15 protein-coding genes are annotated in these 20,433 nt (G+C 41.3%); 4 read left to right on the top strand and 11 right to left on the bottom strand.

Going from position 1 to position 20,433, the window contains the following annotated elements:
* Positions 1-223: 223 nt before the first annotated feature.
* From nrdB to JMX48_RS10875, 8 genes are all read right to left on the bottom strand, one after another.
* Positions 224-1,357 carry a class Ia ribonucleoside-diphosphate reductase subunit beta gene (nrdB, locus tag JMX48_RS10910; protein ID WP_201537672.1) on the bottom strand — a complete coding sequence of 378 codons (1,134 nt, stop codon included), beginning with the start codon at positions 1,355-1,357 and terminating at the stop codon, positions 224-226.
* Between the two features lie 97 nt (positions 1,358-1,454).
* A complete protein-coding gene (locus JMX48_RS10905; protein ID WP_201537669.1) occupies positions 1,455-1,811 on the bottom strand; it encodes a hypothetical protein in 357 nt (118 codons plus the stop codon).
* 62 nt (positions 1,812-1,873) lie between these two features.
* The gene (locus JMX48_RS10900; protein ID WP_201537668.1) at positions 1,874-2,239 is read right to left on the bottom strand and encodes a hypothetical protein; all 366 of its coding nucleotides are present in this window, start codon (positions 2,237-2,239) and stop codon (positions 1,874-1,876) included.
* Positions 2,240-2,576: 337 nt separating this feature from the next.
* Positions 2,577-3,536 carry a DUF2971 domain-containing protein gene (locus JMX48_RS10895; RefSeq protein ID WP_201537666.1) on the bottom strand — a complete coding sequence of 320 codons (960 nt, stop codon included), beginning with the start codon at positions 3,534-3,536 and terminating at the stop codon, positions 2,577-2,579.
* A gap of 161 nt (positions 3,537-3,697) precedes the next feature.
* On the bottom strand, positions 3,698-5,974 hold the full coding sequence (nrdA, locus tag JMX48_RS10890) for a class 1a ribonucleoside-diphosphate reductase subunit alpha (protein WP_201537664.1): 2,277 nt from the start codon (positions 5,972-5,974) through the stop codon (positions 3,698-3,700).
* Positions 5,975-6,469: 495 nt separating this feature from the next.
* Positions 6,470-6,790: a DUF493 domain-containing protein gene (locus tag JMX48_RS10885; RefSeq protein ID WP_320158148.1), complete on the bottom strand. Its 321-nt coding sequence runs from the start codon at positions 6,788-6,790 to the stop codon at positions 6,470-6,472.
* A gap of 293 nt (positions 6,791-7,083) precedes the next feature.
* Complete coding sequence (locus JMX48_RS10880) at positions 7,084-8,010, bottom strand: bestrophin family protein (protein WP_201537660.1); 927 nt, start codon at positions 8,008-8,010, stop codon at positions 7,084-7,086.
* Positions 8,011-8,148: 138 nt separating this feature from the next.
* Positions 8,149-9,009 carry a LysR substrate-binding domain-containing protein gene (locus JMX48_RS10875; RefSeq protein ID WP_201537658.1) on the bottom strand — a complete coding sequence of 287 codons (861 nt, stop codon included), beginning with the start codon at positions 9,007-9,009 and terminating at the stop codon, positions 8,149-8,151.
* Between the two features lie 323 nt (positions 9,010-9,332).
* Here JMX48_RS10875 and JMX48_RS10870 point away from each other — a divergent pair, with 323 nt between their 5' ends.
* Positions 9,333-10,106, top strand: a complete 774-nt coding sequence (locus JMX48_RS10870; RefSeq protein ID WP_201537656.1) for a sulfite exporter TauE/SafE family protein — start codon at positions 9,333-9,335, stop codon at positions 10,104-10,106.
* A 293-nt stretch (positions 10,107-10,399) separates the two neighbouring features.
* On the opposite strand, the gene rpoD is transcribed toward JMX48_RS10870, so the two are convergent.
* From rpoD to JMX48_RS10855, 3 genes are all read right to left on the bottom strand, one after another.
* A complete protein-coding gene (gene rpoD, locus JMX48_RS10865; RefSeq protein ID WP_201537654.1) occupies positions 10,400-12,316 on the bottom strand; it encodes an RNA polymerase sigma factor RpoD in 1,917 nt (638 codons plus the stop codon).
* Positions 12,317-12,815: 499 nt separating this feature from the next.
* Positions 12,816-14,981 (bottom strand): DNA primase, encoded by a 2,166-nt coding sequence (locus JMX48_RS10860; RefSeq protein ID WP_201537652.1) that lies wholly within the window; start codon positions 14,979-14,981, stop codon positions 12,816-12,818.
* Between the two features lie 133 nt (positions 14,982-15,114).
* A complete protein-coding gene (locus JMX48_RS10855) occupies positions 15,115-16,323 on the bottom strand; it encodes an outer membrane protein assembly factor BamD (protein WP_201537650.1) in 1,209 nt (402 codons plus the stop codon).
* An 859-nt stretch (positions 16,324-17,182) separates the two neighbouring features.
* Here JMX48_RS10855 and JMX48_RS10850 point away from each other — a divergent pair.
* From JMX48_RS10850 to JMX48_RS10840, 3 genes are all read left to right on the top strand, one after another.
* Positions 17,183-18,424 carry an RluA family pseudouridine synthase gene (locus tag JMX48_RS10850; protein ID WP_201537734.1) on the top strand — a complete coding sequence of 414 codons (1,242 nt, stop codon included), beginning with the start codon at positions 17,183-17,185 and terminating at the stop codon, positions 18,422-18,424.
* 85 nt (positions 18,425-18,509) lie between these two features.
* Positions 18,510-19,529 (top strand): polyphenol oxidase family protein, encoded by a 1,020-nt coding sequence (locus JMX48_RS10845; RefSeq protein WP_201537648.1) that lies wholly within the window; start codon positions 18,510-18,512, stop codon positions 19,527-19,529.
* An 85-nt stretch (positions 19,530-19,614) separates the two neighbouring features.
* Positions 19,615-20,220: a flavodoxin family protein gene (locus JMX48_RS10840; RefSeq protein ID WP_201537646.1), complete on the top strand. Its 606-nt coding sequence runs from the start codon at positions 19,615-19,617 to the stop codon at positions 20,218-20,220.
* Positions 20,221-20,433 lie beyond the last annotated feature (213 nt).

Below are 20,433 nucleotides of genomic sequence, written 5' to 3'. Positions count from 1 at the left end.
AAATTCATTCCAGTAGTACTGTAGTGATTTTATTGTTCTCTATCTATATCTCAATTTTCCTGCCGTATTGCCATTTATATTGCGCGTTGCTTTATTCATTTATCAAATATTTTATGTCATTACAGGCATCAGAATTTAAACAGTTACAGCTCAAAGTCATTACCGCTCAAAGTCATTACCGCTCAAAGCCATTACCGTTCAAAGTCATTACAGCTCAAAGCTTTTATAATTCAAAGTCATCAAAGTCACTGTCTGATAAATCAGAATCAATCTGACCAACCAAGTATGAGCTGATTTCTGTTTCTTGCGGCGCAACTTGCACGTTATCAGAAGACAACCACGTATTAATCCACGGAATCGGATTTGATTTTGATTTCGGGAATACTGATGGCAAACCAACGGCTTCCATACGCAAGTTAGTAATAAACTCAATATATTGGCACAAAATATCTTTATTTAGACCAATCATCGAACCGTCTTTGAATAGATAACCTGCCCATTCTTTTTCTTGCTCGGCCGCTTTACGGAAGATTTCGATACTGTCCTCGTAACATTCTGCGGCAATCTCAACCATCTCAGGATCGTCACGACCGTTACGCATGAGATTCAGCATGTGTTGAGTACCCGTCAAATGCAGCGCTTCATCACGTGCGATCAACTTGATAATCTTGGCATTGCCTTCCATCAGCTTGCGCTCAGCGAAGGCGAACGAGCAGGCAAATGACACATAAAAACGAATGGCTTCTAATACGTTAACCGCCATAATGCAAAGATACATCTGTTTTTTTAATGATCTCAAATCAACCGTAACTTGCTCGCCATTGATATTGTGCGTGCCAGCACCGTACAAGCTATATAATTGTGAGTTGCGGTACAGATCATCATAGTACTGAGCAATATCAGAGGCACGTCCTAAAATATGCTCATTTTGCATAATGTCGTCAAAGATAATATTTGGGTCATTGACGATATTACGAATAATATGAGTATAACTGCGTGAGTGAATGGTTTCGGAGAACGACCATGTCTCAATCCACGTTTCAAGCTCAGGAATAGACACCAGCGGCAATAACACGACGTTTGGGCTACGACCTTGGATAGAGTCAAGTAGGGTCTGATACTTGAGGTTACTCAAAAATATATGCTGCTCATGCGAGGACAGATTGCTAAAATCCATACGGTCGCGTGACACATCAACTTCTTCTGGACGCCAAAAGAACGACAGTTGCTTTTCTATCAATTGCTCAAAGATTGGGTGCTTTTGTTGGTCATAGCGCGCCACGTTGACTGGCTGACCAAAGAACATCGGCTCTTTTAGCGCATTGTTTGGCGTTTGAGAAAAAATCGAGTAAGTCATGGGACTGCCTTTATAAGTGATACGTTTGTTAATGTATATGGATTTGACTGGCTTTAATTTGATATTATTACAAAGTTTTGGATGATAGCTATTTAGATTATAGGTTCTCTAGTGATATCTGTGATGATGCTTGCCCATCGTTCATATAGGCTTTGAAGATTTCACTCAGCTCACCATCATCTAATGCTTCCAATTCATCGAGGGCGCTTTTACGCAGTGTGCCCAAGTCAGCATTTTCCGCTGTTCTTTGTATTTCTCTTTTGGTCTGCTTCTTTACTTGTTTTTTGGGTGGTTTCGGCGCTGCTGTCTTTAACTCTACGCTTGCGCTTAACTGCTGACGCACGTCTGCAATATCAACTTCGACTTGTACGATATGCGAGCCACCATCGTTGAGGTCTGAAAATACGTTTGGGATAAACAAACCACCGTCTTTGATGATTGCGGTATATTGCACGTGACCTCCGTCGTTTTAGTTCTATCTGTATGTTTTAATTATAGCGGTAAAGCCAAAGTATTTTACTTGATAAGCCAACCATTATTATTCGCAATATTTCCAATCAATTCGAAATATACGCTATCAGAATGTTTCTTGAAATCTTGACCGATATCCATTCTAATTTCGCTAATCAAGCCTTTAATCTGTTGCCAATTTAAATAGCCGATAAAGTCTTCAGGCTTACTGTTATTTATGTCAAATGACTCTTTAAATAGCATTGGCGGTTGATAACGTTTGCAATCATCTGGTGAGGCATGAACAACTTCCATAAATATACAATATTTTCTGTCGTTATCTGCGGCGAATCTTAATTCAAGTGAACCACCATCACGGTAAGTTATTGCATTAGCGGAGCGTTTATAAATGATTGGTGAAGACAGCTGCATTTTATCCAACCTATTTAGTAGGCATAGGGTAAATTCCATGCACCTTTTCAATTATTTTATAAAATCGATATGCTAAGCGCACTTTAATAAGTCTTTTACATAATCAGACTCTTGACCGTTCCAACCACACTCTACACAAACACCATCTGGAAAATGATGGCTACAATTTAAATAGCCATAAAGTTTGTGAGCGCAATTAGGGCATAAACTTGCCATCTTCGAGCTAAGTGTAAAGTATGATGATGGGCACTCATCACAGGTGCTTTTTGCTTTATTCATAACTTGGATCAAAGCCTAATATTTTGGTGTTTCAAGCTCGATCCAACATACGTTAGGTTTATATCTTGTTATTGCCCATACTTTTTACACTAAATAATTTTTGTCTAGAATAATAAATAGAGTTTTTTTCTTTAAAGTTTGCATAAATAATTGGATTTTCTATAGTAGACTTTTGAGAAAAGTTTATATCATGTAATTCTAAACAATCTGAATAGGATAGCATGAACTGTGCTACCTTATATAAATACGGTATATATTCTTTATATTCATCTTTAACATATTTTTCTTCAGGTACAATATATTTAGGTATTTCTATTTCGGTAACTTTATTGTCAACATCAAAAGGGTTGTTAATATTATATGACGATAGCTTATAGCAATTATTATCTTTGCAAATTTGTTTAAACTGAATATTTCTATTGGCTAAAATTTGCATCAAATTTTCTTTTTCATCTTTTGATGTTTGTAATCCAAAAAATATAGATTTAATAGCATCGGATCTATGATAGTTCTTCTCAGGTATATCGCTAATAATACGATATTCTTGCTCGTTTGACCAAGATAGCTCTTTAGTACCAATAGTTATTTTAAATATATTCTCAGATATAACATCATTCATACTGATACTTAAGGGGTTATCCACATAATTAATATCAAAATGTTGATACATAGGCACGTTTTTTGATATTAATTCTTCCAAATCATATTCAATACATATACCTTTATGGTTGTCAGCATAGTATGCCCATAAACTATTGATAGCATAATCCTTACTTAGTGAAAATATACTGCACTCTGAAATCTTCTTTTCAAGAGAGTTGAAACTTTCCCTTAGATCTTTGGAAGAATCTATTTTTCCTAATGAACTGATTTTCTCGAAAAAGTCATCTATCATTTCTGTAGAGTAAGTTCCTTCATATGGATCGTTTAAAGTTTTCTTAGAAGCTGCCCAAAAATAGTTTTCTTTTAAGCTATCGATATTATCTTCATTTAAAGTACGGTATTTATATACTTCCATAACTACTCCAGTTAGTGACAATATATACTACTATCGAAAATGAAACCCAATACATCTACTTTGAACAATTGGGTGTCACAACCTTCACCCAATATACATTTTCAAATATAAATTCTTAATAAGCGAACCCAGCCCCAAAGCTGAGTCCACTTTTTGCAAACCTAGATCTTACATGCACCACCAGCACAATCATCTTCCATATCCGCTTGGACATCGTTCGCACCATCACGCGTGTTATGGTAGTACAACGTCTTTACACCTAGTTTATAAGCGTTGAGCAAGTCTTTAAGCAATATCTTCATCGGTACACGGCCGCCTTCATAACGAACCGGATCGTAGTTAGTATTAGCAGAGATACTTTGATCGACGAACTTTTGCATGATAGCGACGAGCTTGATATAGCCATCATTATTAGGCATTTGCCATAGTAGCTCGTACTGATCTTTTAGCTTATCAATCTCAGGCACGACTTGCTTTAAGATGCCATCTTTTGACGCTTTGATAGAGACCAGACCGCGTGGTGGCTCGATACCATTGGTCGCGTTGGCGATCTGACTAGAGGTCTCAGATGGCATCAAGGCGGTTAGGGTAGAGTTGCGTAGTCCGTGCTCAGTGATCTCGCCACGTAGTGTTTCCCAATCTAGGTGTAGCGGCTCTTGGCAGATTTTATCCAAGTCCTTTTTGTACGTATCAATCGGCAAGATACCTTGCGAGTAGGTTGTCTCATTGAACGCGGGGCAAGCGCCTTGCTCTTTTGCCAATTTGTTTGACGCTTTCAAGAGGTAGAATTGCAACGCTTCAAATGTTTGATGGGTCAGACCAAGCGCGCTGTCGTCTGAATAGCGCACGCCATTTTTGGCAAGGTAATAAGCATAGTTAATCACGCCAACACCTAGCGTACGGCGACGCATACTGCCGTTTTGAGCCGCTTTGACTGGATAGTCTTGATAGTCGAGCAGGGCATCAAGCGCACGGACGATCAGCTCGGCTGGTTCTTCGATATCGCTGACGTTTTCGACTTTACCCAAGTTAACCGCTGATAGCGTACAAAGCGCGATTTCGCCTGCTTCGTCATTGATATTATCAAGTGGCTTGGTCGGTAGGGCGATTTCCATACATAGGTTTGACTGGCGAATCGGCGCAACCGTTGCATCAAATGGGCTGTGCGTGTTGCAATGATCGACGTTTTGGATGTAGATACGACCCGTGCTGGCACGCTCTTGCATCATTAGGCTAAACAAGTCTGCTGCTGGGATTTGACGACTACGAATGCTTGAGTCATTTTCGTATTTGGTATATAGCGCTTCGAATTTATCTTGATCTTCAAAGAACGCATCATACAAACCAGGCGTGTCGCCCGGAGAAAATAGCGAGATGTCTTGACCTTTAATGAGGCGGGTATACATTGTTTTATTTAACTGAACGCCGTAGTCCATATGACGGACACGGTTGTCTTCGACGCCGCGGTTGTTTTTGAGTACCAAGAGTGACTCAACTTCCAAATGCCACAATGGGTAGAACAACGTTGCTGCACCGCCACGTACGCCGCCTTGTGAGCAGCATTTCACTGCGGTTTGGAACAGTTTGTAGAATGGAATACAGCCAGTATGTTGTGCTTCACCGCCGCGAATAGGGCTACCAAGGGCACGGATACGACCTGCATTGATGCCAATACCAGCACGCTGTGACACGTAGCGTACGATGGCGCTGGTGGTCGCGTTGATTGAGTCTAGGCTATCACCACATTCGATCAATACGCACGAGCTGAACTGGCGCGATGGTGTACGCACACCTGCCATGATTGGCGTTGGCAGTGAGATTTTGAATTCTGAGGTAGCATCATAGAAGCGCTTCACGTAGTTCAAACGTTCTGATTTTTCATAACGGCTAAACAGGCACATACCAACGAGCATGTACAAGAACTGCGGGCTCTCGAACACGGTTTTGTTCACGCGATCTTGGACGAGGTATTTACCCGCCATTTGCTCAACGGCGGCATACGCCAAATTCATATCGCGCCAGTGGTCAAGGTATTCTTCTAACTCATCAAATTCGGCACGGCTATAGTCAGTCAGAATATGTTGATCGTATTTGCCCGCATCTGTTAGCTTTTTTACGTGATCGTATAAGTGTGGCGGTGTAAATCTATTGTAAGCAATTTTACGTAGATGAAAGATCGCCAAACGCGCTGCTAGGTACTGATAGTCAGGCGTGGTCTCAGAGATTAGGTCGGCCGCTGACTTGATAATAGTCTCATGGATATCACGAGTCTTGATGCCTTCATAAAACTGGATGTGCGACTTTAGCTCAACTTGAGACACAGACACGTTTTCCAAATCGTGAGCTGCCCACTCGATTACCTTATGGATTTTATCCAAATCAATAAGCTCTAATCGTCCGTCACGTTTGGTCACTTGGATTTTATCAATATGTGTCATGCTGGCCTCTATTTTTGGTTGCTTATATTATTCGTTAAACGGTAAAACCCGCTCACTCTTTTTTATCACGCCACTCATCAAACCACGTTGAATAATAGTGTTGACTGCTCTTTTTTTGAGCAAAAAGTGACCACTACTCATAGTGACGGTTAAAATCACTGAGTACTACATATAGCGTGTTTGTTAATTGGTAGGCACAATATAGCGGGAAATTTTTGAAAATGCTATATTGATTTTAGATGAAAACTATGTTGCTAAGAGGTTGCAGCGTGTCCAAATTTTAGCAAAGGACGATGGGATAAGGGATGGAGGGCAATGATAAATATAATAAAAGTTTTGTAAAAAATAGCGCTAATTTAATTTTTATATATTGTCTAATTAACTGGCCATAATCACTGTTATGTCATGAATATTTCGGGTACAAATTGTACATTAAACCATAAAAAATCGCCACCCATATGAGCGACGATTTGGAAGAAAAAGGGGTTGCTTTTTCTAAACAACCATACGAACAGTTTTGGCATTATCAAGTGATGCATAAAGCACATTGACTTGGTCAGCGGCCGTTAAGTATAAATTGACTCGCGCTGAGTGAAAACGACCCGTTTTGGAGGGCTTAACCTCTATAGAAGCCAAATCAAAATCAGGGAACTGACTGCCCAAAATAAGCTTCACTTCATTAAGTAAGCTTTCATGCTCGCCTTCGTGACCGATGATGCTCAACGGGTAATTCATCGGAAAGTCCCAAAGCTCAGGATTTTGGATATCCGTTTTTTTGCCTTTTAGGACACCTTCATTAGGTGTCATGTCCGTCATTTCGATTTCTTTTTCAGACGCTTGATTATTAGTGTTTTGTTTGGTGGTGTCTTTTGGATCGTCGCTCATAATGTGTGCCTTACTTTTATGAAAATGTTAGTTAGTAAACTATCGCTCTTAACGAAAGCCAAAACCTGAGACGTACTGAATCTCTTGATAGATTCAGTTTTTAAATGGTCATGTTTATTGAGGATAGTCGTGTTATTTCCTATTTATAGTGTCATACGAAGAATTATTCAAGTGCGGTAATGGCTATGAATCATTAGCAAGACGCTAGGTAATCAATCAAACCATCATGGTAAATAACCGTTAACAGGAGCGATATCAGGCGGAATATCCGTCTCTCCCAGTGCTTCTAATAAGTTGATCTCAATAGTTCGTGATAGGGCAATCAGGGGCAGTTGGTTGGCAGCTAAGCCAAATGGTTCTTCTAACTCCTCGCTAAGCCTATCAAGACCAAAAAAGGTATAGGCTATCACCGCGCAGATTAAAGGAGTCGCCCAGCCTAGTGAGGACACCAAGCCAAAGGGCAGCATAATGCAATACAGATAAGTTGTGCGATGTACCAGTAGCATGTAAGCAAACGGTAGCGGCGTATTATGAATACGCTCACAAGCTGCCAAAACAATCGTCATAGAAGTCAGACGCTCGTCCATATTTTGTATGATTTGCTCCGACACCAGTTGCTGACGCCGAATATCGCCGAGCTGCTTACCCATTAAGCGCATCAGATAATCCGGTAAGTTCTGTGCTTGGCGCATGCTTTTATGATGCACTGGATTGACAAAACGTTCGACATCTTGCCAAGGCTCAGTATCACGTAATCGATGACGCACAGCATGAGTAAACGCGATGGTCAGGTGCACCATACTTTGCTGAGCATTATGTCCAATCTCTTCTTCATTGTCTATAAAAGAAAGCACTTGGCGAGTTAGGCTGCGGGCATCATATACTAACTGACCCCATAATCCGCGAGCTTCCCACCAACGTTGATAGCTTGCGTTGTTACGAAATCCAAGAAACAACGATAACGCGATACCTAATAAGGTAAAAGTAGCCATACCATAATAGGGGAAAGAGTCGGGAAACTTGTGTTGAATAATCGTGATGACGGTGCTGAGGAGAGTCACCAGCAAAATTTGCGGATAGATTTTTGGAATGATTGATCCACGCAGGGTAAAAAATATTTTGAGAGGATGTGGTGTTTGCCGGACAATCATGTCAGTTTCCTAGCGATAGGGTATAAATGTACTGCTGAGAGTAAAGGGTGATTCTAATACAGAATTGAAATCTGTAAAGCCTAGATTGGCATAAATTTAAAGATATTAAGTTAGAGCAAGGACAGGAGAGGTTTTCTTCTAAAACACTGTTTTTATGAGTTCTAGAAATGCATCTTTCGCGCTATGGTAGCCTGTTTCTTTATTCCAAATAAAATAATTATGAATAGGTTTTAATTCAAAAATTGAATACCCCTTAATACCATCTAATGATTTGAACTGTTCATATATACCTTTGGGAACCAACGATACTCCTGTCCCAGAGCTCACGCATCCTAGGATAGTCCCATAACTCGCTATGCTAGTAATGGGAACAGAAATGTTACTCTCTGATAACCAATTTTCTAGTGCTTTTCTATATGGGCAACCATCAGGCCACATATAGATATTCTTCCCAATTAAGCTTTCTGCAGAGTCAATGTTGTCAAACATAGAAGATGCAATTATGACTAACTCTTCCTCATAAATCTTTTCACAATTAATCTTAGGGTGAGCACTTTTAACCGCAATGATAGCACCATCAATTTCGTGTTTTAACACCTTATTCTCTAAGTTTTTCCATGTGTCAGTAGAAAACTCAATTGTTACTTCTGGATAGGTTTGATGGTATGTCGACAATAGCTTAGGTAATCGACTTGTCGCTGAAGATTCGATGGCACCGATACTAAGCCTACCTGTAGGGGTGGTTCCAAAGCTGATAGACCTTTTGGCCTCATCACAAAGGGTGATAATTTTATTCGTATATTCTAAAAATATGACTCCAGAAGGACTAAGAACCAGTCCTCGCCCTTTTCGAATAAACAGCAACTCATCTAACTCTTCCTCCAAATTCTTGATCCTCGCCGTTATATTGGAGGGAACACAATGGAGTTGTTCAGCTGCTCTTGCAATACTTCCAAGGTCTGCAACTTTTTTAAACATGAGGAGTTGAGATAGTTCCATAAACAGTCACTTAAAATGAGTTATCGACTCAATATAAATCACTTTTATTTATCTGTCCAATAAATTAACCTTATGGAGGTCGAGGAACAAAGCTGAGCTGCATGCTTTAGCAGCGGCACACGTTTATTCTCGATTGCATAATATCTCTTTTGACATTGAACAGTTGAGACGAGTAATGCTCCATTACAATGCCAAAGTTGGCAAATCTTTTCGTGCCCTTCATCAAGCACTGATAGAGTGAAATCAATCAACATGCATGTTCCTATCGCAGCATTTAAGCAGCATTTGATAGAGCATGTATGTTTAACATGACGAATTAAAATATGTCTATTGATCTTTATACGTTAGGTCTTTTTTCATTTTTCGGTGGGTTAATTGATGTTGCAGTTGGAGGTGGGGGATTAGTTTTGGTGCCAGCCTTACTTCATGCTCTACCAGAATATACAATCACAACTGTATTTGGAACGAATAAAATTGCTGTATGGGCCGGCACATTGTCATCTATATTTCAATATATGAAACGCGTTAATATTGTTTGGAAAATTGTTATACCTACAGCTTTATCTGCCTTCTTGTTTGCTTATTTAGGTGCTATGTCAGTGTCTTTAATACCAAAGGAGGCAATGCAGGTCGTAGTATTTCTTCTGCTTGTTATAATGGCTATTTATACGTTCGTAAAAAAGGATCTGGGGACGACACATCAGCAGTTAATAGGGAGTAAATTAGAAATAACTAAAGGAACAATTTTCGGTGGATTAATTGGATTTTATGATGGGTTATTTGGTCCAGGTAGTGGAAGTTTTCTATTGTTCCTGTTTGTTCGAGGATTTGGTTTTGATTTCCTAAATGCATCAGCCTCAGCAAAACTAATTAATATGGGGACATTTACTGCTGCACTTTTATTTTTTATCCCTTCTGGTAATGTACTGTGGAAAGTGGGGCTACTGGTAGCCATTTGTAATATTCTTGGGGCAATTGTCGGCGTGTTTCTCGCGCTTAGATATGGAAGTCGTTTTATTCGAATCGGCTTTTTAGTCCTGTTGATTTTTTTGATTGGAAGAATGGGGCTTGATATTATTTATACTTATTTAGAGTGAATTTGGAAGGCAATTAGTACTTAAAGAACCAAAAATTATAGGTTATGACGTGGCGTAATATAGTCAACGAAAAGTTAAATCGATACATCCATAGTCAGATACTACTGGTATAAATTTTTCTCGCTTGCTGTGTCGTTGCTGACAGAGGCTTCGAAAATTCATTCCAGTAGTACTGTAGTGATTTTATTATTCTCTATCTATAGTGCCTAATCTCGGTGATCGCTAAACCTATATAGCAGGCACAAAAAAAGCCAAGATAAACTCGGCTTTTTTATGTTTAGATTACTAAAGGATTAGTCGTTCTCAAGGAAAGAACGCAAGTGCTCAGAGCGTGATGGATGACGCAATTTACGCAATGCTTTTGCCTCAATCTGACGAATACGCTCACGCGTCACATCGAACTGTTTACCGACTTCTTCTAACGTATGGTCAGTTGGCATATCGATACCGAAACGCATTTTCAATACACGCGCTTCACGCTCAGTGAGGTTGCCAAGCACATCACGAGTCGCTTCACGTAGTCCAGCAGCCGTTGCATCATCTACAGGACTTGAGATAGTACCATCTTCGATGAAGTCTCCTAAATGCGAATCTTCATCGTCACCAATTGGCGTCTCCATTGAGATAGGCTCTTTGGCAATTTTTAGTACTTTACGGACTTTAACTTCGTCCATCTCTAAGCGTTCACCTAATTCCTCAGGTGTTGGCTCGCGTCCCATTTCTTGTAGCAACTGACGTGAGACACGGTTGATCTTATTGATAGTCTCAATCATATGCACAGGGATACGAATCGTGCGTGCTTGGTCAGCGATAGAGCGGGTAATTGCCTGACGAATCCACCACGTTGCATACGTGGAGAATTTATAACCACGGCGATATTCAAATTTATCGACCGCTTTCATCAGACCGATATTACCTTCTTGGATAAGATCCAAGAACTGTAGACCACGGTTGGTATATTTTTTGGCGATAGAGATCACCAAACGTAGGTTAGCTTCGACCATTTCTTTTTTGGCACGGCGAGCTTTTGCTTCACCAATTGCCATACGGCGCGCCACGTCTTTCATATCGTGGATTTTCATGTCGAGCTGTTGCTCGTAATCACGAATGCGACGTTGTAATAAGATAACGTCATCGGTGACTTTTTCTAACGTACCAGCAAACGCAGGCTTGCCTTTGATACGCTCAATGAGCCAATCAACATTGGTTTCATTACTTGGGAACGTTTTACGGAATTCTTCACGCGGCATACGACCACGGCGAATGACCAAACGCATGATTTGACGCTCTTGCTTACGCACGTCGTCATAAACATCATGCATAATAGCCATGACTTGGTCTGACAAGCGATTGTTCAACTTCAACATCATAAAGCGTTCTGCGAGTAAAGCGTAAGCCTCGTCAGCTTGCACGCTACCACGGCCATAATCTAGCAAGGCTTGTTTGGCTTTGATAAAGAGGTTTTCGATCTCTTCTAAACGCAAACGTACTTCTTCTGGATCAATACCGCTGGTCTCTTCTTCGGCTTCTTCTTCAGAGTCGTCATCGTCTTCATCATCGTCATCAAGCGACGCTGCTTTGGCTTTTGCTTTGATAACAGGCGGGTTTTCTTTCTCTTCTTTGATGCGCTCTCTTTCTTCTTTTGCTGCCTCTTTTGCTTCTTGAGCAGCAATTTTGTCTTCTTCGGTTTCTGGATCTAAGAAACCTGTGATGACATCAGAAAGTTTTTTCTCGCCATCTTGTACTTTTTGATATTCATCAAGGACAAACTGTACCGTACCTGGCCAAAAAGACATCGCATGCTGCACGTCACGAATACCTTCTTCGATACGCTTAGCAATGGCAATCTCACCTTCGCGGGTGAGTAGATCGACCGTACCCATTTCACGCATATACATACGCACAGGATCGGTAGTACGACCAGGTTCAGTCTCAACAGAGGCCAATACAGCCGCTGCCTCATCCGCTGCCATGTCATCATCACTTGAATCGTCGTTCATCAAGATGTCATCGGCATCGGGGGCTGATTCAAAGATTTTAATACCAACGTCAGTTAGCATTTGCACAATATCTTCGATCTGATCGCTTTCGGTAATAGAGTCGGGCAGTTGGTCATTCACCTCAGCATAGGTAAGATACCCTTGCTCTTTACCCATCTGGATTAAGGTGGCCAGCTGAGATGTGGACTTAGAAACTGACTTATCGTTCATAAATACTCGCTTACTTGCATCGGACATTTTTATATTGTGACTCGCTATCGCTTGCTGGTTGCGTTGATCTTATCAATCGATTGATCAAAATATGGCGTAGAGGTTGTCAATAATATCAAAAATGAGTTGATATGAATAAAGGCTCAAAACACTACAATAACAATGCTGAAAAACAGCTAAAAATTAAAAAAGCTTCAAAAGAACAATATCTAAAAAATAATAGCCTCTCAAAAACAGCTACTTAAAAATAATACCTAAAATTTGCGTTAAACGATGCATGCTCATAATCATTCACTAAGCAGTGCTATAAATACACAGCGACATAGTTTAACACAGACCACAGTAGTCAAGCACGAGGTAGTGATGCCTTCCAATCATTTTTTACTGATTATTTGCTATCAGCTAAATGTTTATGGTGCAAGATATGCTACTGGGCATAATCATTATTAGTGGGGGCAGCTACGATACTTTTAAAGAGGTATCATCTGAGAATTAAAAATTAAGATTGAACCGTGACCATCTGTGCTGATTGCTCAGCTTGCTGTGCGCGCAACCAATCATTCAATAACTGTGATTGTTTTCGGACAATCGCCAGCTTGATATGGTCAGGATTTTTTATCAAATCTTGCATCTTCTTTTGTAGATGTAGTTTGAGCAACTGCATAACCAAGTTCTCAATCTGCTCATCCAAGCTCAAGATATTCCTTGCCGTCAATGTCTTATAAAATCCACTCCAGCTACGGCTAAGCGTTTCTTGAGTGATCGGTTTTAGATTAGATAAGATAAAGTGCGCCGCAGCGTTGGCATCTTTTGGCAAGTAAGTAAGACAGCGTTTGATGGTAGTCACGATATCAATGAGCGCCGTGTCTTGCAGATCTTCCCAAGCCAATGCACGCAATATATCGGGCGATGCTTTTTGTTTGATATGGGCCGGCAGATGTAAACCATTGATACCGGCCTGTTGCCAAATCATCTCAATTGGGTCATCAAGCAGTGCCCGCGGCTGAAACAAAAAGCAGAGCTGCAATTGCTGACTGATGGTCATGTCACCATCAAAATCTAGTAGCGCATCTTTGGCCTCAACGTTTTGACTGCGTTTGCCGCCAAGCTTTTGATAAATCTCATTATTAAGTAAATAACGAAAGCTACTGCCTTTGGGTAAGGCGGTGGTCAATGAGCGCACCTGAGACATAAGCTTGGCTTTGCCTTCTACCAAAGTTAAGTCATAACGCTCGCTCAAGTACGCAAATATATACTGTGAGAGCGGCATAGCATTGGTAATTTGTTGACGCATGGCATCGCTGCCCTGACTTTTAATAAAGGTGTCAGGGTCATGATTATTGGGTAAGGTCAAAAACCGCAGTTCTTTATCATCAGCCAGCACAGGCAGCGCCACTTCAAGCGTGCGCCAAGCAGCTTTTTGTCCAGCACTATCGCCATCGAAACTTAATGTCAAAGTAGGATTTAACGTTAATAACCGTGATATCTGACTCTCGTTAATCGCCGTGCCCATAGAGGCGATGGCACCATAAATGCCCACTTGATAAAGGGCAATTACATCCATATAGCCTTCGACCACGAGCCAGTTATCAGCGCGCTGCTGGCGTGATTCATAGTAGCCATACAACACATGCTGCTTATGAAAGACGGGCGAGTCTGAGGAATTGATATATTTAGGTTTGACGTCATCATCGAGCGCTCGACCACCGAAACCAATGGTACGACCTTGATTGTCTCGAATGGGAAAGATCACGCGATCGCGCAATAGATCATAATCTCGCCCAGACTCTGAGCTGCGAACCAAACCAAGCGCTTTTAGACCAGCGATATCTTGCGGAAACTGATGCTCAAGATGCTGCCAACCAAAGGGCGCATAACCCAAACCAAAGGTCTCAAAGATGTCTTCGGTAATACCACGCGATAAAAAATAATGCTTGGCATGAGGATGGGTCGTGAGACTATGTTGATAAAATTGCTGTATTTGCTCTAATAGCTCATATAAGTTGCCGTCTTTATCCGCATGATTATTTATACCATGCAGATCTGTGGTCTCATCAGTGCCTGTCAGCCATGCAGGCGGATAGCTACTATCATGGCCGCTTTCATAGTCTGAACTATAAGAATCATTTGCATAAGGCGCTGAGTCGTAGACGTCTAGTGGCGGGTAATTTTCGTAGCTACTGTTTCCATAGTGACTGTTATCATCGTAGGCAAGCGGATCTGTATTAGCTTGGGTATTCTGATCTTGAGGATTAGACGCTGTATTTACTGATGATTGATGATCAGCGGGTACTTTGGTATGGGGTGCTTTGGCAGCTGGTTTTACGGCCGGTTGCTGCTTGGTGCGCTGATAACTGACGTTTTGTTGCTCTTCTTTTGGGACTTCGATACCCGTTTGTTTTGACAGCTCATTGACCGCTTCAATAAACGTTAGGTTTTCATAGTCGCGCAAAAAACTAATGGCGTTGCCACCGACACTACAGCCGAAGCAATGGTAGATGTTTTTTTGTGGATTAACATAAAAAGAAGGGGACTTTTCGCCATGAAAAGGGCAGCAGCCTTTATATTCGCCTCCCGCACGTTTAAGCGTGGTATGACGCCCAATAATACTGACTAAGTCAGCTTGGCTATTTAGTTGCTCGAGGATATGGTTAGGAATGCTCATACAAAAAACAGTTTACCATAGGTCAATTAGGTGGGGCAGAGATTATAGAGTAGAGACAGAAAAATAAGGCCAACTGAGCGTTGACCTTATTATTTATGATAGGCAATAGATGATATAAAATTAACGAAAATAATTAGTTGTTATTCATATCTGTGTCATTGCTCGATGGCGTTAGCATAATGCTGTCATTAGTTTCAGGTAAGGTCGTGCGGCGCGTTGGATTTATATTTTGTGGATCAACGTTCGCTTCTCTAGCCGTAGAGCCAGTGCTCGATTGACTAGTCACTCTTTCCGCTGAAGCCTCAGGCAAATCTAAGCCTATATTGAGACCGCTATTACGAGAAGAGAAGTCGTTGGCGACAGGTGCATTGGTAGTATTTTCGCTAGGCAGTCTTAATTGATTTGCATTACGAATCATCTGAGTCTTGGTTGCGCCATTGTATGCGCCAGTTGCGGCTGTCTTATCTGTTATGTTTGAACGCCCAAGCTTGCCAAAAGTCACTTTGTTTAGCCAAGTGCTATCACGTTTGGTTTTTAATTTTACGCGGCCGTCATTGGTCAACCAATCTGGGTAGTTGATCTGCAATAAAGTTTTGTACTCATTCGCCAAGTCTGTTAGACCCAACTTGCCGTTACTATAAGCAAGGATAGCAATGGCTTCTGGCGTTGATTCACTGAGCGGATAATATTGAAATACCCATTTGGCACGGTTGACTGCGGCAACATATGCTTCGCGCTCGATATACCAATTGGCGGCGCTCATCTCACTTTCAGCAAACTGATTATAGATAAAGGTCATGCGCTGAGCAGCATCGGGCGTATAAGGACTGTTAGGGTATTTGTTGATAAGCTCTTGAAAGTTTGCAAAGGCGATACGTAAATATGCCGTATCGCGCTCGGCTTGATTTAGCTTAAATAATTTTAAGCCCTCTGATGAGCCTTGCATATTGGCCACACCGCGCACATAGTAAGCATAGCTGACTTGCGGATTAGAAGGGTATAGACGGATGAATTGCTCGGCACTGGCTGCTGCCGTTTCATACTCACCGCTTGAATATTGTGCGTACATCATGTCGAGTAATGCTGGTTCAGCATACTGTCCGGTAGGGTAAAAGGTACGCAGACTGGTCAGATCTTCGATGGCTTGGTTATAGCGACCTTTATCAATTTGGGTGATGGCGTCATTATAGTAATTTTGCTCTGACTTTTCGGCAGTTTCTACCGCATCGACATCTTTACCGCCAGTCAGGTTTTTAAAAGTCTGACAACCCACTAGGTTCACGCTTAGCGCAAGCAGGGTTATTGAGGACAGTTTGATAAACGTATTGCCAACAGCTTGCATACTTCTTCTCCGACACAAGATACATAATAACAGCAGCGCTATCATGATATATAAAAGGTTAATAATAAAAACGATGCGTATGGCATCAGGTAACGGTCTACTATTGAATATGCTTATAGTTAAACGAACGCATTATTAGCATAATTTTTATCGAAGGTGATATTGGCTCAAGATCACATCCAATTCTAATAAAATAGCGGTATTCTAAAATATAGTGCCATAGCATACAGCAAAATATGGCTCCACTTTATAGAATAACGTTCGCTTCGTCTATTTTTTCACCATCTATATTGTAGTAATGTCATGATGAGTCGTTATAAGCAGCCACCACTGACTCTTTGACTAAATGGTTGACGCAGTATGACAGCATTTTAGTGTTAGGCTTAAGAAATCAGCTTATCTTTTTGATGCCACTGCGTTAAAGACTGTTTATCTGCTCAATTATGATGAGGTTTGCAAGATATAAGACAGTCTGCCACCAAGATACCACGTCATAGTTGATGTCAGTTTGGCATTTTAACATGAGCGGCGATTTTGAGCGATATTGAATCTCGCCAGCATTGACAAATATACAGTAAATTACAGCAATGTCATATTCTAGAGAGTTAATCGCTAATGCTTTAAACAATGAGCTGTAATCAAAAAACGACAGATAACGCATCGCTTCTATAGGGCTTAAGCGCTCGGCATGGTACACTATCGCGATATTGCCCTCGCTTTTTTGACAACGATTATTTGGATGACGAGTTACCAATCAGCGAACGACAGTCTATTTGTTTATAAACTTACCTTTAGAGTTGCCTTGCAAAACGATGCTAGGGACTTTGCCATATATAAATCTGCCATGAATAATAATGCTATGACTACCCATTTACCACCGAATCAATCGCTAGATACTGATTCATCAGCACAAGAGTCAACGATGCCAAACGACGTTTTAAAGAATAATGAGTTATCTGACAACAATCAAACAACGCTTGATGAAAAAGTCCATGATGAAGCTTTGTCAGAAGAAGAAGCTCTGTTAGAAGATAGTGACGCATTTGACAACGAGCTGACGGATAGTAACGATGAAGAGGGTGATGATATTGACGATGGCGACGATGATGAAGCGCCAATTGCTGGTCAAGCCGTACCTGTAACGATTGATATGACCCATATTGTTACAGAAGATGAGTCAGGTTTGCGTATCGATAAGGTGGCATCGCAAATATTTACAGATTTTTCGCGTGTACAGATACAAGGCTGGATTACTGATGGTAGTTTGCTTTATAACGGCAGTGTACAAAGACCAAAAGTTCGTGTTAAAGCAGATGATGTATTGCATTTATCGACCACGTTGCAGCAACATGGTGAAGATCAGCCAGAAAATATAAATATCGATGTCGTCTATGAAGATGATGAAGTATTAGTGATTAATAAGCCTGTTGGTATGGTGGTTCATCCTGGTGCAGGTAATCAGACAGGCACCTTGGTCAATGCGCTTCTGTATCATTATCCGCAGCAGAACCATCTGCCACGTGCAGGCCTAGTGCATAGGATTGATAAAGATACTTCTGGGCTATTACTTATCGGAAAAACCAAGCCAGCACAAATGGCACTGATGGATCAGTTGAAAGATAAATCAGTGTATCGCCACTATAAATGTGTGGTTGCAGGTGATCAGGCAAGTCTATTGCGCCACCGTCGTATTGACGCGCCAATCGGTCGTCATCGTAACCAGCGTACCAAAATGACTGTCATGACCGCAGGACGTGAGGCTGTCACGCATCTGTTAAATGTGACCCCACTTAATGGCAATTATTGCTTGTTGGATGTCGGGCTTGAGACGGGAAGAACCCACCAGATTCGGGTGCATTTAAGTCATATCACTTATCCGATAGTAGGCGACCGTATCTATGGTGGTCGTCGTCAACTGCGCTCAGGTCTGACAGAAGCCCAGCGTCAAGCAATTAGTAACTTTCCCCGTCAAGCATTGCATGCTTACACCTTAGGATTTGTTCACCCAGCGACGGGCGAGGACATCGAGGTGACGACGCCACTGCCTGAAGATATGCAGCAGTTAATGGCGGTTCTGAGTGATGGTTATGATGACGAATAAACAGTGATGCGTAAATAAGATTGTAAAAAATTACTAAAGCATTGTCAGCAATATAATAACGACCCATTAAGACGGTAACTCAGCCATGACAAATAAGCTTCCTGTGACATTGCTGGCGCACATTGATGACGTGGCTGTTTTTCAAACGGCTGCCTTTTCTAGTGGCAGTACTTTTAGCGACATTATTTCTAGTAGCACTGTTTCTGATGATAATATTGTTAATCTCAGTGATTTTGGTGCAGAAAAAAAGCAATCAGGATCGCAGATTGAAGCCAGTTATGGCGAGTTAAACTTGGGTTTGCACGTCAATGACGAGGCGGCAACGGTATTAGACAATCGCATGCGTTTGCTGGCTACCATCAATGAGCAAGTAGCAAATCTATCTTTAGAGAGTAAGCAGCACTTACGCATCAAACGCCTGCATTGGGTTAATCAAGTTCATGGCAAGCGGATTCATGATATTGACGCCACAGCACTGAGTATGGAACCAATGGCCGCTGATGCGATGGTCAGTCAGCAAAAAGGTGTTGGACTGGCGATAATGACGGCTGATTGTGTACCCATTGTTTTATACCAACCTGCTAGTGGTCAGATTGCAGCGATTCATGCTGGCTGGCAAGGGCTTGCATGTGGCGTTATTCAAGCAACCGTACAGCATTTTACTGAGTCTGGACAAATTAAGGCATGGATTGGCGTTTGTATCAGCCAACAAAATTATGAAGTAGATAGCCCTGTCCGTGACCAATTGCTGGCAGGCTGCATCGAAAATCAATTGTTGACTGAGTCTGAGATTGATAATTTCGATCCGTTATACGTAATAAGCTCTGATGGCGTCACTAAGAATGATAGCCAAATTCAGTGCTTGAATAATACAACTGACCAACGACTAAATGACGCTACCGTCGAAGTGCAGAAAATTAAAATTGACTTACCAAAACTGGCCGCCGATCAATTAAGTGCCGCTGGTGTAACGCTAGATAATTCATCACCGACACACTGTAGTTATGCGGATGACCATTATTACTCTTATCGGCGTCAGACCCATTTACAGCAGCCCGCTACAGGGCGTATGGCGCTTGTTATTGTACGCGGTAATTCTATATAAACGCTGAGCATGATGAACTGATTTATTTTATGTATTATCCTTTCTTATTTTTATCCCACCACTTATAGCCATTATTAGAGTTTGTATGAATACATCTGTCGAATCGTCTTTAAAATCTACACCCACTGATAACACGCCCAATGTATCGATTGCCGTTATTTTTCACAGTAACTATGGTCATACTAAGCGCGTCGCTGAAGCAATCGTTAAGGGCGCACATCAGCAATTGCCACAAGCACAGGCCAAAGCTGTCGATGTTCATGATGTCGACTGGGACTATTTGGATCAGGCTGATTTGCTGGTTTTCGGTAGTGCCGTATACATGGGTAGCGTGACGGCTGAATTTAAAACTTTTATGGATGAAACCTCAAAGCGCTGGTATCACCGCAAATGGGAAGGTAAGTGGGCCGCCGCGTTCGCCAACTCTGGTGGACTAAGCGGGGATAAGCTTGCCGTATTACAGCAGATTTCTCTATACGCTATGCAACATGGCATGAACTGGATTGGATTACCACTGATGCCCACAGGTCATGAGGCACATGATTTAAACCGTCTTTCAAGCTTTTTGGGCTTAATGACGCAGTCGCTTGATGGGCCACCTGAAGAAACACCTGGACCTGGCGATATTGATACGGCGATTTGGTTTGGTGATCATTTGGCCAAAACTATTATTAAACATCAGCCTAAATAGTAGCCATTCTTTTTAAAAGCCTAGAAAATCAGGCTTTGAGTTATAGGTTAATTTATAAAACAAAAAAGCAGGTATCAAATCGATATCTGCTTTTTTTGCTTATTCTATTGGGTGTTATTTTGCACAGCGACTGTAGTATAGTCAGTTCAAAATAAAACTGTTATGGTCAGGACAAATATCATAAAACAATTTGGATAAGTCATTTTCCATCCA

Source organism: Psychrobacter immobilis (assembly GCF_904846225.1).
Lineage (GTDB): Bacteria > Pseudomonadota > Gammaproteobacteria > Pseudomonadales > Moraxellaceae > Psychrobacter > Psychrobacter immobilis_F.
The sequence above is the reverse complement of the archived record's forward strand: the minus strand, read 5'-3'. Positions and strand labels throughout refer to the sequence as shown.